Origin of the sequence: Caballeronia calidae (assembly GCF_900044055.2) — a bacterium.
GTDB classification, from domain to species: Bacteria; Pseudomonadota; Gammaproteobacteria; order Burkholderiales; family Burkholderiaceae; genus Caballeronia; species Caballeronia calidae.
The window spans coordinates 263,185-278,405 of sequence record NZ_FCOX02000004.1; the positions used below are offsets into that span (position 1 = coordinate 263,185).

Consider the following 15,221-nt stretch of genomic DNA (forward strand, 5'->3'; position numbering starts at 1 on the left):
GCGACGGACCGAGCAACCGCGCGCCATGCCTCGCAGTGCAAACGCGTTCGTAGCGGTAGGCGCTTGGATGTCAGTGGGAGCCCGCGCGTGAGGACGATGCAGAGCGGAACCAGGCAGAGCGGAGAAATTGCAAGTGAATGCGGGTGAATTGATGAAGGCGTTGGAAGCAGTTGATCCTGAAGCGTCGTTGTTTTTCTGGAAGCGTACGCAGACGTAGACGAGTCGGACGAAATCCGGCACGTAATTACGCTTAGGGCTCCATGGACGGATGAAAAGGGCAGGTATTTCGGCGAGACCTACGACATCCTCTATCCCGGACAACCTCGAGCGGAAAGCGAAGACGGGCGGACTGGCGTCGTCCAAAGCGTAGAACGCGTGGTAGTACTATCAAATGGCGAGACGAATCTGAAGTATTTTGATGGTCCTTGGCCGCGCCCGTGGCGAGACGTCTGAGAGGTCAGAGGAAAGCTCTTGGCGTGGACACTTCAAGCACGCAGAAGCGTGACCTGAGGAAACTCTTTTAAATGTGAGGCGACATTCCACCTCATCGTCTGTTCGTGATACTAAACGGACCACCTCGAGGAAGAGTGCGGTGAGTTACGATGCCGGAAGGAAGAACTCGCCCGCTGATACTAGACCGCGATACTTCGGGATCGAGGAATTTTTATGGTTTTGCTCTTCTTTTGCATTAGCGGCGTACTCGGCTCCCTCGGGAAGGCCCAACTGAGAAGCTCACGGCGAAGTGGGCGACAGCCTGGCAGGAACCTCGGTCCTGATGTGGATTTGCTCGCACAGACGCTTAAACGGTACCCGGGAGTTTTACTTGTAGTTGCCAACGACTGGCCGCTTGCGAGCAGTATCGATGTCGTGCGGACAGAATTGACTCGACTGCGGCCGAGAGTAGCGGACGTACTAGACCGTGGCCGTCGAGAGAAGACAAGGGAGGAGGCTATTTTTGAGCATGCAGCCGAGAAGGACGCTGCGTTCGCGATACTTTCTTCGCCGGAATTCGCCTTCACGGCTCGTACAGTCAATGTTCGCGTGAACGTAACCGAGGAGACTGGCTTCGACAGTGAAGCCGCCGATAAACTCGAAGTGATGCTTAGCAGTTTTGGTGAGCAGGCAACGAGCTACATCACCCTGCAGGAATTTAGGCAATCGACGTTCTACGAAAACCCAAGGCACCTGGGTAAAGATTTTACCTCACTTTACATTGGCTATAGCATCGCCTCTTTGATGGGCTTGCAAAAAAGGAGCGGAGCGTAAGAGCTTTCTCATGCGCTTTAAGCAACCGAGCAAGCGCGATGTTCATCTCTTCACGGAATTGCGATGAGAGTTCACGAACTTATCGAGGCACTGAAGGCAGCCCACCCGGACAGCGTCGTGCTATTCCTTGAGACCTACGCCGACGTCGCTGAGTCCGATGAGATTTCACATGTGCACATCCCGGAAAAATCCTGGCTGCATGAAACGGGCTTTAATTTCGGACAACGATATGAACTTCGCCTCCCGATAGCGGAGCGAGGCGACGTCGAACTCGAACGCACGGATGTCGTTCAGCGATTCGAACTGGTTGTCGTGCTCTCGAATGGACCCACGAATCTTCGTTACGTTTGTCGACCAGTTATCCTAACGGATTGAAGCGAAGAACGTGCCTTTCCGAACTCGACATGCGAGGGAGCAATGACCACGGCGACCGAACGAGCAGGCGCCCTCATCAGAGCGCGCGAGCTATTGTTGGCGTTGACTGACCTACGCCAGCCAGTCAACGTAGTGGAACTTCGACTGAGTGCTGCCAGGTTGCTGCGGCACTATCCAGACGCCGGGACAGTAGAACTGATTGCCGAACAGACACAATGGTTGGAGGTGAAGCGTGAAGGATTCGAGACCAATAGGCTTCTTACAAGAGAGGTTTCGTTACCACCGCTGCCGCCATCGGTACCCGACGGACCAATGCAGAACGAATCGTTCTTCGAGGACTTCCGTCAACGAGAGCTCGAGAGCCTGCGAGAAAAGGTTGAAACCGGCGAGCTTGTCCCAGCCGATGAGTTTCGGCGGCGCCTCAAGCTTTCGCAAGAGGCCCTTCGCGACTTGCTTGTCGATGGCTCGGTCTTCGCTATTGACGTCGATGGCATACCGTATTTTCCCTCGCTTCTTGCTGACGGGGCCTACAACAAAGCGCGGCTGTTCTCGATATGCAGAATCATCTGGCCCGAGCATCCGACATCTCGGCTGCATTACCTTACGTCCGGCCGGGGGAATCTTGGCGGCTTAACGCCGCTGGAATGCCTGAGTGATATAAAGCGGTTTCGCATGTTGGAGAGAGCGGCTTGGGCCGAAACAGTGGACTCGTACCGAACATCCATTGTTGCGTATGCCGGACTGCATGATGCGCAACCAACAAATGTTCCGCCGTCGTACTCGGTCGCAGAAGACCTCGATCGGAGGCGCGACTTCTGGGCCAAGGGATCGGCGGCCTTGAAACACCATGGATTTACAGGGGTGTTTGAGCCATACGAGCAACTGCGCGAAGCGACCGTTTTCATCTCGCAGATAAGGGCAGGCTCGACGACGCCAGACGAAGGAGCGAAGCTGAGCTTCTCAATTGACGGCGATTTTGCGAGCGTGCACGTCGAACGATTTGTGTCCAATAAAAGCCACTATCTCCGAGTTCGTCTGGAAGGAGGGGAAAACGTTGAAGACGCGATGCGGGCGATTTTTCGAGAGTTGTGGAATCGCGGGGCAAATTGATGCATCACCCAACTCGTCGAAACCAGCCAAATGGTGCTGAACGAAAGGCTGCTGACCCTTCATCCACGAGATAAACCGCAAGAGGACATGATGGAAGGAGATTTCGGCGGCCTGCACATCGCCTGGGAAGCTCAAGCGCACTCTGGCAAGCGATGGAACTTTGACGACGACTTGGCGGAACCTCTTACTACGTCACGCGGCATGTTTAGCGCGGATATGCAACGGATCTACCCGTCGCTAGGTCGCTGCCTGCTCGCTGGAATGCTCGCAAATCTCAGCGCTCTCGCTCGCGCGTACTATCCGGCGGAGCCTAGGGCGAGCGCGGAGTCAATCATGACGGTGTTCGTTTACCGGCTCACCCACCCGGAACGTGAGGACAAAGAGTTTGCCGCGCGCGCGCACATCGAATGTCGGGGCAGTCGCGCGTCTGCGTCGATATTCATGGCCGAAGAAAAATTCGCGTTCATCGACTCGGTGCATTGCGAGATATCGGATGGCGTCTGGGATATCGTTCTGAGAATATTGCGGGAGTTGTTTTCCAGCTCCCGTTGACAACCTGAGATGCGGTTAGCAGTGCAGCACCAAAGTGGGCCCTCGCATGGGCACGTCGTGCTGATATTCGGGTCGAGTTGAGGGTGCGGTAAATAGTGAAGGAGTTCGACTATGTCTCGTAGGCCATTCGTGGTGCAGGTTCAGGAAGGCCACCCAGTCGACACGCTGACGCTTTGCCTGATTGTTGACCGCATGAGCATCGGACAGTATGCGAGGGTCGGCAAACTTTTCGGCGCGGAAATCGGCCCAAATCTGGAAGACGACGAGCCGATAAATCTTGATGACATGCCGCTATTCGACCACGGCCAATAACAGACGCGAGCACTCACCCGACAGTCATCATCAATAGGCCAAGACGCGGGAGGAAATCATGCTGACTACTATTGTAGAAGCCGCGCTGAGACTGGGCGTCGGCCGACCGTACACTTCTTTGCTTGCAGATGCCTGTCACCTCGGTGAAGCTGTCATGCAAGGCGACCAACGATGTCTGCATGCGTCTGCCGTTTGAGACATACATTGCTGAGCGCGAGAAGCGGCACGAAGACGCGATGTCTCCACGCGAAGCTGGAATAGCCCTTGGGTTATACGACCATTCGGACGGGTGCTTCCGCGAGCGAATCAGAGGCAGACCATGAACGAACTTCCCGGGCTGGATATTTCAGTTAGATTGAGGCTTCGGTTCTATTTGGGCGATGCGATCCGCGAAGTTGTCCTGTCTGGTTCCAGGTTTGACGAGGCCGTCAAACATGTTGTGGTTCCCGACGGCGATGCCGCTGTGTTCAAGCGTCTATTGAGGTCAGAGCTCCAGACGCTGCACGTATACAACTGCGCCCGGTTTCGTCTTCCGATGGATAAGGTCCAGGCGTGGATTGAGAAGGGGCGCCCCCAATAGCATCTCGCGCGTTGTCGTAGCCGTGCATTCGCTCGAACTCGTTAAGTTTCGGCGAGACTTGCGAATCTATAAGCCCCTTCGCACGAGAGTCGGAATCCTGCATGGGAAGCCGCTTGATGGATGCGGATGCACACGGTCGAAGGCTGAGTTCGCGTCTCGCGTTCGGATGCCAGCGTGCAGATCTCTGGAAAAGACGAATAGCTCATGCCCGTCCTTGACATCTATTGCAACACCAAATTGGTTGGGACGCTCACGGAAGAGGCAGAAGGCGGCATTTTCACTTATTTGCCAGGTACGCCGACGGCCGACGTCGTCTCGCTTCGCATGCCGGTACGACACGACTCGTACACGTGGCCCGGGGGCATCATGCCGTTGTTTCAGATGAATCTGCCGGAAGGCATCAAAAAGGAGATCATTCGACAAAAACTCGGACCTCACGCGGAAGTGAGCGATATTGGCCTTCTCGCCCTTACCGGTGCGAACACCATCGGCCGAGTGAGAGCAATCCCCCATGGGGCTGCGCTTGACGTCGCACGGTCTAGTTTCGAAATGGCGACGGTTCTCGCGAGCCCGGATTCCAGAGAGAACCTGCTCAAGCACCTTGAGGCGGGGATTACCGAGGGCGTTTCTGGTGTAATGCCCAAAATACTTGCTTCCGTGAGGGAGGACGCAACCGTTGGGACGGGCGAGTACATTTTGAAGACCGGTCCTGCTAACTTGCCAGGGCTCAGCATCAACGAGTATCTTTGCCTGGAGGTAGCGAGAAACACGGACCTTGAGGTGCCAGAAACGCGCCTTTCAGGGGACGGTCAGGTGCTCGCCGTACGGCGTTTCGACATCGTGATGGATGGAACGCGCCTAGGGGTCGAGGACTTTTGCGCCTTGAAAAACTTAGATCCCTTGCGCAAATATCAGGGCACCGTCGAGGACTTGGCGAAAATCTGTAACCAGTACGTCGGCTTGAAATACAACGATGAGAGTAAGCGGAAGCTCTTCTTGCTCTTGTTGCTGAATTACGCGTTGCGGAACGCTGATGCGCACCTGAAAAACTTCGCGCTGACGTATAGGAACGGGCGAGACGCGCGGTTGGCTCCCGTATACGACATCGTGACGGTCACCGCGTACCCGCGTTATCGGGACGACACGCCCGCGTTGCCGCTCAAAGGCAAAAAAGTATGGTGCGCTGGTCGAGCGCTGTTTGAATACGGCGGCGTCCGATTGAGTCTATCGGCCAGTGAGATGACAGCAGCACTCGAACAGGTCGAAAGTGCGGTGCTGAAGGTGCTTCCGCTGGTCCGGGAACATGCGGACCGATATGCCGAGTTCAGGGAGGTCGGCCAGCGAATGCTAGACGCTTGGGTGCAAGGCGTCGAGGACATCAAGCCTGATGCGAAACCGAGAAAAGGCAACGCTGTGCCTTTGCAAGAGCAAGGGGCGCCGTCCCGTCCGCGTCCGGGTAAAAGACGAAAAACCGTTAATCCCTACGTCGCTTCGGACGGACCGTTCGGGCACAAAGCTCGATAGCTGAGCGCGGCGCTTTCGGTCCCCGTGCCGACGTCGGGCGGGCGCTCCGTATATATCGATACTGCAGCAGTTTCCGACCGAGTCTTGGTGCGTTAGCTGCCATGGAACTGAATGTCGTGAAGAGTGGCTACGAAGTGACTCGCCGACTAGCGCGGTACTACGCTGGAACTTGCTGCCCTCGTGGACTAGAACCGGAATGAAGACTTCACCCTTTGACCTACTGTCGGCCCTGGAGCTGGCAGAATTGCTATTCGTGTCCCCTCGCTACGCGCGCAGGCTTATGCAGCGGCATATCCTTCGACCCGTGACCGTCATTCGTGGTCGGAAGTTCGTGAACCGGCAGAAGGCGGAAGCATACCGTCGAAAGATGAAGCGCAGGCAGCACGCCGCATTGGGACGGATGATAGCGGCCAGTGACCGTGCGGGACTATATGACATGGATGGGCACCCAGAACATTGTCGATTTTTGACGTGGCCGGCTCTCTGAAGCCCCAAAAGCGCGTCGACATTGAGGACATGAACCCTTGGAAAAGCTGACAGCGCGCACGACGGTCGAGAGCCCTTTGTATGCCGGATTAGAGCAGTCGCGGGTGGGTTTACTGTCGGTTTCCTTCCGCTGCGCGCATCATTGCCAAAAGATTGCTGATTGCTGTGGACGAGATTGAAGCTGAGGATCATGACGAACATCATAACTGTTCGCTCGTCCGAATTGATGGGTCATAAGTTCGTTCGGGCGCTGGGATGACTGGCTCGCATTCGCATTTCCTATCAGAAATGCGGCCTCTTTCTTCGGCGTCGATTTTCACCGTTGACGAGGAGAACTTCTTCGTCGACACAGTTCAGTATGGCACCGAGGACGGCGTCTGGGAAGTCGCGCTGAGGCTTTTGCGCGAATTGTCCCTCCGCCCCGGTCCTTGATTGCGATGTAAGGCAGCCCGCGAACGAGCGGGTGCATGACGTGTGAGAGCGGGTGTGCAAGCACTCTGCCCGGACTATCATTCACCAGCCCGTTGAGTCGAACTAACGTAAACTCGTCGTCACGCGGTTTCGACAGGGACGCTGGCTCTAACGTGACGCTTAAATAGCGCGTCGCCGATACGGGTGACTAAACCCACCACCAAGGCGTTCCCCGTTAGGAATGCGCGTGCCGTGTCAGATACTCCAGGATGAGCAGTGAAGCCCCGAGGGAATCCGCAAAGTTCTTCCAGCTCCTCTGGAAGGAGTCGGCGCAGTCTTCCGCTCCCGCATGCGACCACGTGCTTCGTACGGGTGGGTGTTGCACCGCCTTCAGACGTGATGATAGTGCGCGCCGGAGCGCCAAGCCGGTCGGGAAAGGGCATTTGTCCTTCGGCATACTCATAGGCGAAGCCATCTTTCTGTCGTGGCACGCGTTTGGCGGCTTTCGCCGCTTCCCACCGAGGCTCCGAGTCGCTAGGTACAAGGAACTGCTCGGGCACGCCAACTGTCTTGCGTACCACATCCCCAAGGGTCATCGGCGCCGAATTGCCCGTGAATGGTCGGTAATCCGAAATTGCCGTCACGCGAGTTTTCGCGGTCCAAACTTGACCGTCGAGCATCAAGCCGCTGTTGCAAAACCTGGACTTGCCATTCGAAAGCGCTCGATATGCAATTTGCGTCGCAAGTGGTTCATCGGAGACGGAGAGAGCGGGCAGACTTGCGTCCAATGGTTGAACGAGAACGCTCGGAAATGCAGTTTGCAGAACTCCGTCGCGATGCCACGCGATTCCCTCACGCTCCAGTGCTCGCTTCATCATTTCATACAATGGTGTCGAGCGATGGTAGCCGAGCAGGAAGACACGCCGGCGCTTTTGAGGGAATCCGAAATCCGCTGCGTTCACGATTCGCCATTCGACTGCGTATCCGAGACCATTGAGCGTGCTTAGAACGGTGGCGAAATCGCTACCACGACACTTCGCAGGCGAGGCGATGAGTCGGTCGACGTTCTCTAGAATGATGTAGGGGATTGGCGCACCGTCGTCTAGCCGCTGTCCCAGTAGTTGCGCAATCGACCACCAGAGAGCCCCTTTTGTACCCGCTAGCCCTTTCGAAAGAGCGAGCGGTTTAGCGACAGAATAGTCTTGGCATGGGAATCCGCCCACTAGCACGTCCGGGGCTGCGTCTCGAACTGCTTGTTGACCTTCGGCGGAAGCTAACACAGAAAAAATGTCCCGGTTGATATGGTTTTCTCCGCCCCAGCGCGCGACGTATACGTCGGAGGCATCCTGCTTTTTCTTTGCTGGTTCAAACTGGTTGCTCAGTACGACCTTGTACGGTTGACCGTGGACTCGGTCCAGCCCGAGGCGGAATCCGCCTACTCCTGCGAAAAGTTCCAATACCTTAAGTTGCTTAGAGAGAACGACGGATGAATCTTTGAATTCCTTGTTGGACACGTTGCTTCCGAAAACGAGTTGTGGAAGCTACGTAGAGAAATCAGGTTTTATCCGGCGCGCAGCGCCGCTGCGGGCGTCTAAATAGTTGATCAGCTTCAGCGGTTCCGCTGAGATAAAACGCCTTAAAATTAGAGGGCTAGGAAATCGACTGGCGGGTTTCTATACCGCAGTCTGAGTCGTGACCATGCGACCGCCTCTTGCAGCGACCGTCGCAGTCGCGAGGCGATGAAGTTAGCAGTGGAAACCGAAAGGTGAGTAAATACGGGAGGGGGAAATGACTCGTGCTTGCTTCTCTGCTGTTCGTTCGCTGCAGGACGGAAGTCAACAACGCTACTGCCAATCCGGTCAGCGCCAATGAAGATGACAACGCCGAGGTGCAGGCGGACAGCGTGCCAAATAGGATACGTTATCTGCCTCAATGTCATTAACGTATCGCTGGTGACACGTGAACCTCCTCGAACTCGGAGAAGCGTTTCGCATTGCGCGGATTGCTGCCAACAAGACGCAGCAGCAGATCGTGGAGAAGAGCGGAATCACTCGCGCGAGGATTAGTCGCTTCGAGACCAAGCAGCTTTCGGAACTCGGCACGGCCAAGCTGCTGAGTCTTTTTGAGGCTTTGGGGCGGGAGCTATACGCCCGGCCGATTGGCCATGGGCGTACACTCGACGACGTTCTCGCAGAACAGAGAGCTCTTGCTGTGTCTGTCGCGGACACTCGGCGGCGCGTCAGGGTTCTACGCTGAAAAGTTGAACGCGGTGCGGCTCCGGTGCCGTCGGATGGTACATCACTGCATGCCGCCGTCCTGACGAGACCAATCTAACCGAGCACGCTGTATCGGCGTGAGCTTTTCTGAACTCCACGGATGGTAACGCGGAAGAGACACAAGACCATCGCGGAGATTCATGAATGCACTTCAACATGATTTGCCGATTTTGCCGTCTAGTCGCGACCTTCGACTGTGACTAAAGTGCTAGTTGACAGGGCGGAGCGCATTTCTTTCAAAATCGCTGAACCGATGCGGCTTCAGCCCGACATTGAGCGAGTCGACGAAAGGTGCTTCGCATTCTTTTCGGACTGAGCATAGCAAGTATGCCTGGATGGCACCCTTTGGATTCGCTCCCTTGCGTGAGCCAGGCCAGTCTGCATACCCCAACGGAAAATCAATATGCAAAAGCGAAAACTTGGAAGCAGCCTCGAAGTTTCGGCTCTCGGGCTGGGCTGCATGGGGCTGAGCCATGGTTACGGCCCTGCCACGGATACCAGGCAGGCCATCGCTCTGATCCGCACCGCCGTCGATTCCGGCGTGACCTTCTTCGACACGGCGGAAGTCTACGGCCCTTATGTCAATGAAGAGGTAGTTGGCCAGGCGCTCGCCCCCGTCCGCGACCAGGTGGTAATCGCTACCAAGTTTGGTTTCACGTTCGGCGACGATAACAAGCAGCAGATACTTAACAGTCGGCCGGAGCACATCCGTTGGGCTGTGGATGGTTCACTCAAACGCTTGGGTACGGACGTCATTGATCTGTTGTACCAGCACCGGGTCGATCCGGACGTGCCCATCGAGGACGTAGCCGGCACAGTCAAGGAGTTGATCGCCGAGGGCAAAGTGAAGCATTTTGGCTTGTCCGAAGCCGGCGCTCAGACGATCCGACGGGCCCACGCGGTGCAGCCGGTTACAGCGCTCCAGAGCGAATATTCGATGTGGTGGCGCGAACCCGAGCAGGAAATCCTGCCGACGCTTGAGGAACTCGGGATCGGCCTAGTACCCTTCAGCCCGCTGGGAAAGGGTTTCCTCACGGGGGCGATCAAGGAGGGCACAACATTCGGCAGCGACGACTTTCGCAGTATCGTGCCCCGCTTTTCTCCCGAAGCGCTGCAAGCAAACCAGGCACTAATCAACTTGCTTGGCCAGATAGCCACTGAAAAGGGCGTGACGCCCGCCCAGATCGCGCTCGCTTGGCTGCTGGCGCAGAAGCCGTGGATCGTGCCGATCCCCGGCACCACCAAGTTGCACCGCCTGGAAGAGAACCTCGGCGCTGCTGCGGTCGAATTGTCCAACGACGATCTGCGCAAAATCGCTAGTGCGTTGGAGCAGGTCCAGGTCCGAGGCGACCGGTACCCTGCCGCGTTGAAAGCGCGCGTGGGTCGATAAGTCGGAGAGCCGCCATGGTATCGCCTGCTGACCGATCTCGACGCGCCGCCCTAATGGCTCTGGCGGCACTTCCTCTCAGTAACCGAGAAGTGGTATCCGTCGTTGGGAGCGGTGCGCGGCTTCAGGGTTCGCGCACGCTTGTAGCGTACTTCTCACGCTCCGGAAACACACGGGTCATCGCTGGCCTCATTCACCGCTCACTCGCCGCCGACCTGTTCGAGATACAACCGGCTCGGCCCTATCCTGAGGACTATCTGGCAACGGTCGACCAGGCACAACAGGAACGCGATAGTGGCTACCAGCCACCCCTCGCCGCCACGATATCGGACGTCGCACGCTACGACACCGTGTTCCTTGGATTTCCTGTCTGGGGGGAAACCGTGCCGCCTGTGATACGCACCTTTTTGGTCACGAACGATCTTTCTGGCAAGAACCTGATTCCGTTCACTACCCACGGTGGCTACGGACTTGGAAATAGCCGGTCTGTCATCGCTTGTCATGCACCTAAAGCGAGGCTACGTCAGGGATTCTTGATGGAAGCAGATCAAGAAAGGCGAACCATGAATCGTGTGGCAGGCTGGCTCGATGAGATCAAAACCAAAGGATAAGGTGGCGGCCCGCCACCAATGACAGGGCGCATCGTCGGGTTGTGAGCTTGAGGTCAGGATTCCTTTGCACCGCAGGCTAAACGCGTGTCGCAACTGTACGCCGCACATCAATGATAGAGGTAAGTAATGAAGAACCGTACGCTTGGGAAAAGCAATCTTGAAGTTTCTGCCATCGGCCTCGGCTGCATGAGCATGAGCGCGCTTTACGGGCCGCCTGCCGACAAGCAGGAAATGATCAAACTTATCCGCTCGGCTCACGATCGTGGCGTCACTCTTTTTGACACCGCCGAGTCCTACGGACCGTTCATCAACGAGGAACTCGTTGGCGAGGCGCTTGCACCTATCCGTGATCACGTCGTAATCGCCACCAAGTTTGGTTTCGAGATCGATCAGAAAACCGGTGAACGTCGAGGGGGAACGAATAGCCATCCCGAGCACATTAAGCTGGTTGCGGATGCATGTCTAAAGCGCCTTCGGACCGACCACATCGATCTCTTTTATCAGCACCGGGTCGATCCGAATGTGCCGATTGAAGAAGTGGCTGGTGCAGTCAAGGATCTGATTCAAGCGGGGAAGGTCAAGCACTTCGGATTGTCCGAAGCTGGCATTCAAACGATTCGACGCGCTCATGCTGTGCAGGAGGTAACGGCGGTCCAGAGCGAGTATTCGCTGTTTTGGCGGGGGCCGGAAGCGGAACTGCTGCCGGTGCTTGAAGAACTGGGTATCGGCTTCGTGCCCTTCAGTCCACTTGGCGCCGGCTTTCTCACCGGCAAGATCGACGAGAACACAAAATTTGACCCAACCGATTTCCGCAACAACGTGCCGCGTTTTACTCCGGAGGCGCGCCGAGCAAACTTCGCTCTGGTCGACTTAGTCAAGAGTGTCGCAGGCAGGAAGGGGGCAACGCCAGCACAGGTTGCGCTGGCATGGCTGCTGGCGCAGAAGTCGTGGATCGTGCCGATTCCGGGGACGACGAAATTGCTTCGCCTTGAGGAAAACCTCGGTGCGGTTGATCTTGAACTGACGGCCGACGATCTGAATGAGATCAACGCCGCAGTTTCAAAGATTGCGATCACCGGTGAGCGTTTGCCCGAGGCCGCGTTGAAGATGACGAATCGCTAGAGCATCTGCGATCGTCCCAGTGGAAGAAGAGTGCGTCTGCTCTTGCACACATGATGCCCGGGTGCGCGAACGACGGGGGTAGCGAGCATGCACCTACGCCATCCTGCCGGCTGTCCACTCGAGCGACTTGGGCATGTGAGGCGCTCTCCGCTTTCTCGTTTCCATATATCGATGCCGGGAAACTAAAACGGTGCGTGATGGGGGTACCGACTTCATGACCAGCACAGGGTTACAAATGAGCGTTGTATTGCATGTCAACGGGCATCGCGTGTCGGTCGACGCGGATCCATCTACGCCGCTACTCTGGGTATTGCGTGACCATCTAGGCATGACGGGGACCAAGTTCGGCTGTGGCATCGCTCAATGCGGGGCCTGTACCGTCCATATAGACCACGCAGCGGTTCGGTCCTGCCAGTTTCCCTTGGAAGCGGCGACAAACAAGCAAATCACGACGATTGAGGGGCTTTCCAAAGACGGCTCACACCCACTGCAGCAAGTATGGGTCGAGGAAAATGTCGCTCAATGCGGGTACTGCCAGTCTGGAATGTTGATGGCCGCCGCAGCGCTCCTAACGGCGACCCCTCAGCCAACTGACGCAGACATCGATACGTATGTCAACAACATCTGCCGATGCGGGACCTATCCTCGTGTGCGGGCAGCGATTCACAAAGCAGCCAAAAAATTGAAGGCATGAGGAGAGCGACCTTGAATCACAGTCGACGCAAGTTTCTGATCACTGCCGCATCGGTTAGTGGCGGCCTCATGCTCGGCGTTACGTTGCCGACCGGCGCTATGGCCGCCTTTGTGAAGCCCCAACCATGGGGTGAGTTGCCTCCTGACAATTCTGCAGAATTCACACCCTGGATCACGATTGGCAAAGATAGTACGGTGACGGTACGCGTGGCCACGCCCGATATCGGCAATGGCGTAATGACGCAAGCCCTGATGATAGTGACCGAGGAGTTGAACTGCGATTGGAACAACGTGCGCGCAGAATATGCGTCGCCGAACCGCAACTATGTTGACGGACAGGTCTACTCTAAGGAGATGGGCTACGCCGCCTTCTTTGCGCGGTCCACCAGTCCGAAGCGCGTGGCAATTCTGTTGCAGGCAGGCGCGAGCGCGCGTGAACGACTCAAAGAGGCGGCAGCGCAAACTTGGGACGTGCCTAGGTCCGAAATCCTCGCAAAAGACAGCCTGCTTATTCATGCCAAAACCAATCGACGTCTGACTTACGGCGACGTGGCTGAAAAGGCCGGCTCAGTCCAACTCGAATTGGAACCTGTCCCGAAGCCCCGCGACGAATGGTGGTTCCTTGGCAAAGCGAATCCCAGAAAAGTGCAGCAACCGCTCATCGCTCGAGGAACTGCGGTCTACGGCATCGATGTCAAGGTGCCAAATATGGTGCATGCCGCGTTGATGCAATCACCGGCACATGGAGGTAGGTTGAAATCCTTCGATTTCGACAAGGTTCGCAACATGCCTGGCGTTCTCGGATTCGCCGTGGTGGACCCGACCGAACAGAGGCCGGCAATCGATCCGAAGCTGTTCCCATTCGGCATCGAAGGAACAGTGGCTCAAAGTGGAATTGCAGTAGTCGCTGAGCATTATTGGCAGGCAAGAAAGGCGCTCGAAGCCATGCCCGTTGAGTGGGACGACGGCCCAGGGGCAATGTGGAAAGCCAACGATCAGGTCAACCGGGCCGCACTCGCCGCAGTAGAGCAGGAAGGCGAGAAGGTTGAGGTCAGGCGAGGCAACGCCCTAGAGCACATTCGTCAACACAAGAAGGTTGTTGAAGCCGTCTATTTCACGCCATTCGCTGAGCACGCCGCGATGGAGCCGCTCAATGGCACCGCGCTGGTTACGAAAGATCGCGTTGACGTATGGCATCCGTCGCAACAGGGACAACAAGCGCACATTATTGCCGCACAAGAGTCTGGAATGGCTCCGGAGAGGGTATTTTTCCATCAAACGAACGTTGGTGGCGGCTTCGGCCGACGAGCATATGGCAACGATGTTCGAATGGTCGTGGCCGTGGCAAAAAAGTTTCCTGGACGGCCAGTTAAGGTCATTTGGTCTCGCGAGGAGACAACACGGCAGGGCCGGTATCGCGACCTCAAGGCGGTGAAACTGAGGGCCGGCCTTGATGATAGTGGTATGCCCGCCGCACTTCATATCAGAGTTGCCGGCGCGCCTGGCTTCTTCGCGCGCTATCTCAACGACGGTCCTCACAGTTCGGGCCTCGTGGAGAACGTTCTTGTCGAATCTCGAACAGTCCCCCTCAACGTCATGACGGGTCCCTATCGGGGTCCGGGCTACAACACAAATGCGTTCTTTATTGAAACCTTCGTCGACGAGTGTGCCGTCGCCGCCGGAATCGACCCCCTCGAATATCGACTGAAACTCTACGCAAATTGGCCCGATCGCGGTTGGGTAAGCTGCCTGAAAGAGGTGGCCACAAAAGCAGGATGGGGCCGAAAGTTGCCCAAAGGCTGGGGACAGGGAATCGCCATCACGAACTGGGGAATGCAGGGCAAGCCGGAGGCAGGGACCACCGTTGCAGCAATTGTGACTGTGGAAGTCACCAAGGACGGTGTAGTGCGCGTTGATTCAATTGATATTGCTCCAGATCCGGGGACGGTCGCGTACCATGACGGGGTAGCGGCGCAAATGGAGGGCGGAGCTCTGTTCTCATTGAATATGGCACTCAACGAGCAACTTACGGTTGCAAGCGGTCGTATCGTCGAGAGCAACTTCCATGAGTATCCGATGCTTCGTATCGGCGACGCTCCGAAGAGAATCAGCGTGCATTTCGGCGCAGTGTCAGGCCACACTCGTATGTCCGAAGTTGGAGAGTCGGCCGTTGGTCCGGTAGCGCCTGCACTGGGCAATGCACTTTATGCCGCAACCGGAAAGCGTCTGCGGTCCATGCCGTTTCGCACGCAAGATCTGAGTTGGAGCTGACGGTTCGCAGCACGGAATCAGAGCGGTGAGGAAGAACTCAACCCAACAACATCGCCATCCCTCGGCACTATTTTGAGCGCCGGCACGGAGCTCACGAGCTGAGCCGGCACCCGAGGCGACATTGATTTAGAGTACCACCCGCGCGCGCATTGTTGAATGGTCAACGGCAGTCAACCGCTTGATTGGCCATGGCAGATGACTGTCAGTTCAAGATAGAAGCGCCATAAAGGCGCGACATGCCACCT

The 15,221-nt window shown here is 56.6% G+C and carries 13 protein-coding genes; 12 read left to right on the forward strand and 1 reads right to left on the reverse strand.

Translation table 11 applies throughout. The features are described 5' to 3' along the window. The first annotated feature begins 777 nt into the window (after window positions 1-777). From AWB78_RS06615 to AWB78_RS06650, 6 genes are all read left to right on the forward strand, one after another. On the forward strand, window positions 778-1,266 hold the full coding sequence (locus AWB78_RS06615; protein WP_157697428.1) for an HAD domain-containing protein: 489 nt from the start codon (window positions 778-780) through the stop codon (window positions 1,264-1,266). Between the two features lie 417 nt (window positions 1,267-1,683). Further along, window positions 1,684-2,751, forward strand: a complete 1,068-nt coding sequence (locus AWB78_RS06625; RefSeq protein ID WP_062603395.1) for a BPSL0761 family protein — start codon at window positions 1,684-1,686, stop codon at window positions 2,749-2,751. A gap of 30 nt (window positions 2,752-2,781) precedes the next feature. Beyond that, window positions 2,782-3,303 carry a hypothetical protein gene (locus tag AWB78_RS06630; protein ID WP_062603397.1) on the forward strand — a complete coding sequence of 174 codons (522 nt, stop codon included), beginning with the start codon at window positions 2,782-2,784 and terminating at the stop codon, window positions 3,301-3,303. Between the two features lie 111 nt (window positions 3,304-3,414). Continuing rightward, on the forward strand, window positions 3,415-3,615 hold the full coding sequence (locus tag AWB78_RS06635; RefSeq protein ID WP_062603399.1) for a hypothetical protein: 201 nt from the start codon (window positions 3,415-3,417) through the stop codon (window positions 3,613-3,615). 319 nt (window positions 3,616-3,934) lie between these two features. After that, window positions 3,935-4,195 carry a hypothetical protein gene (locus AWB78_RS06645; RefSeq protein WP_157697429.1) on the forward strand — a complete coding sequence of 87 codons (261 nt, stop codon included), beginning with the start codon at window positions 3,935-3,937 and terminating at the stop codon, window positions 4,193-4,195. 204 nt (window positions 4,196-4,399) lie between these two features. Continuing rightward, window positions 4,400-5,719 carry a type II toxin-antitoxin system HipA family toxin gene (locus tag AWB78_RS06650; RefSeq protein ID WP_062603405.1) on the forward strand — a complete coding sequence of 440 codons (1,320 nt, stop codon included), beginning with the start codon at window positions 4,400-4,402 and terminating at the stop codon, window positions 5,717-5,719. A gap of 1,037 nt (window positions 5,720-6,756) precedes the next feature. On the opposite strand, the gene AWB78_RS43290 is transcribed toward AWB78_RS06650, so the two are convergent. Then, on the reverse strand, window positions 6,757-8,130 hold the full coding sequence (locus AWB78_RS43290; protein WP_074173399.1) for a DNA cytosine methyltransferase: 1,374 nt from the start codon (window positions 8,128-8,130) through the stop codon (window positions 6,757-6,759). Between the two features lie 445 nt (window positions 8,131-8,575). Between AWB78_RS43290 and AWB78_RS06665 the strand changes: the two genes are divergently transcribed. From AWB78_RS06665 to AWB78_RS06690, 6 genes are all read left to right on the forward strand, one after another. Next, window positions 8,576-8,872, forward strand: coding sequence for a helix-turn-helix domain-containing protein (locus tag AWB78_RS06665; RefSeq protein WP_062603410.1), 297 nt, complete (start codon window positions 8,576-8,578; stop codon window positions 8,870-8,872). Window positions 8,873-9,295: 423 nt separating this feature from the next. After that, entirely contained in the window at window positions 9,296-10,282 is a 987-nt protein-coding gene (locus tag AWB78_RS06670; protein WP_062603412.1) for an aldo/keto reductase, read from the forward strand. Between the two features lie 14 nt (window positions 10,283-10,296). After that, window positions 10,297-10,890 carry a flavodoxin gene (locus tag AWB78_RS06675; protein ID WP_062603414.1) on the forward strand — a complete coding sequence of 198 codons (594 nt, stop codon included), beginning with the start codon at window positions 10,297-10,299 and terminating at the stop codon, window positions 10,888-10,890. 126 nt (window positions 10,891-11,016) lie between these two features. Continuing rightward, a complete protein-coding gene (locus AWB78_RS06680; RefSeq protein ID WP_062603416.1) occupies window positions 11,017-12,012 on the forward strand; it encodes an aldo/keto reductase in 996 nt (331 codons plus the stop codon). Between the two features lie 214 nt (window positions 12,013-12,226). After that, window positions 12,227-12,706 (forward strand): (2Fe-2S)-binding protein, encoded by a 480-nt coding sequence (locus tag AWB78_RS06685; protein WP_269768923.1) that lies wholly within the window; start codon window positions 12,227-12,229, stop codon window positions 12,704-12,706. A gap of 11 nt (window positions 12,707-12,717) precedes the next feature. After that, on the forward strand, window positions 12,718-14,976 hold the full coding sequence (locus AWB78_RS06690) for a xanthine dehydrogenase family protein molybdopterin-binding subunit (RefSeq protein ID WP_198399227.1): 2,259 nt from the start codon (window positions 12,718-12,720) through the stop codon (window positions 14,974-14,976). Window positions 14,977-15,221 lie beyond the last annotated feature (245 nt).

What these genes read in the sequence shown, in the direction of transcription:
- AWB78_RS06625 (WP_062603395.1), top strand. Translation starts at nt 1,684, where the DNA reads ATGACCACGGCGACCGAACGAGCAGGCGCCCTCATCAGAGCGCGCGAG.
- AWB78_RS06630 (WP_062603397.1), top strand. Translation starts at nt 2,782, where the DNA reads ATGGTGCTGAACGAAAGGCTGCTGACCCTTCATCCACGAGATAAACCG.
- AWB78_RS06635 (WP_062603399.1), top strand. Translation starts at nt 3,415, where the DNA reads ATGTCTCGTAGGCCATTCGTGGTGCAGGTTCAGGAAGGCCACCCAGTC.
- AWB78_RS06645 (WP_157697429.1), top strand. Translation starts at nt 3,935, where the DNA reads ATGAACGAACTTCCCGGGCTGGATATTTCAGTTAGATTGAGGCTTCGG.
- AWB78_RS06650 (WP_062603405.1), top strand. Translation starts at nt 4,400, where the DNA reads ATGCCCGTCCTTGACATCTATTGCAACACCAAATTGGTTGGGACGCTC.
- AWB78_RS06670 (WP_062603412.1), top strand. Translation starts at nt 9,296, where the DNA reads ATGCAAAAGCGAAAACTTGGAAGCAGCCTCGAAGTTTCGGCTCTCGGG.
- AWB78_RS06675 (WP_062603414.1), top strand. Translation starts at nt 10,297, where the DNA reads ATGGTATCGCCTGCTGACCGATCTCGACGCGCCGCCCTAATGGCTCTG.
- AWB78_RS06680 (WP_062603416.1), top strand. Translation starts at nt 11,017, where the DNA reads ATGAAGAACCGTACGCTTGGGAAAAGCAATCTTGAAGTTTCTGCCATC.
- AWB78_RS06685 (WP_269768923.1), top strand. Translation starts at nt 12,227, where the DNA reads ATGACCAGCACAGGGTTACAAATGAGCGTTGTATTGCATGTCAACGGG.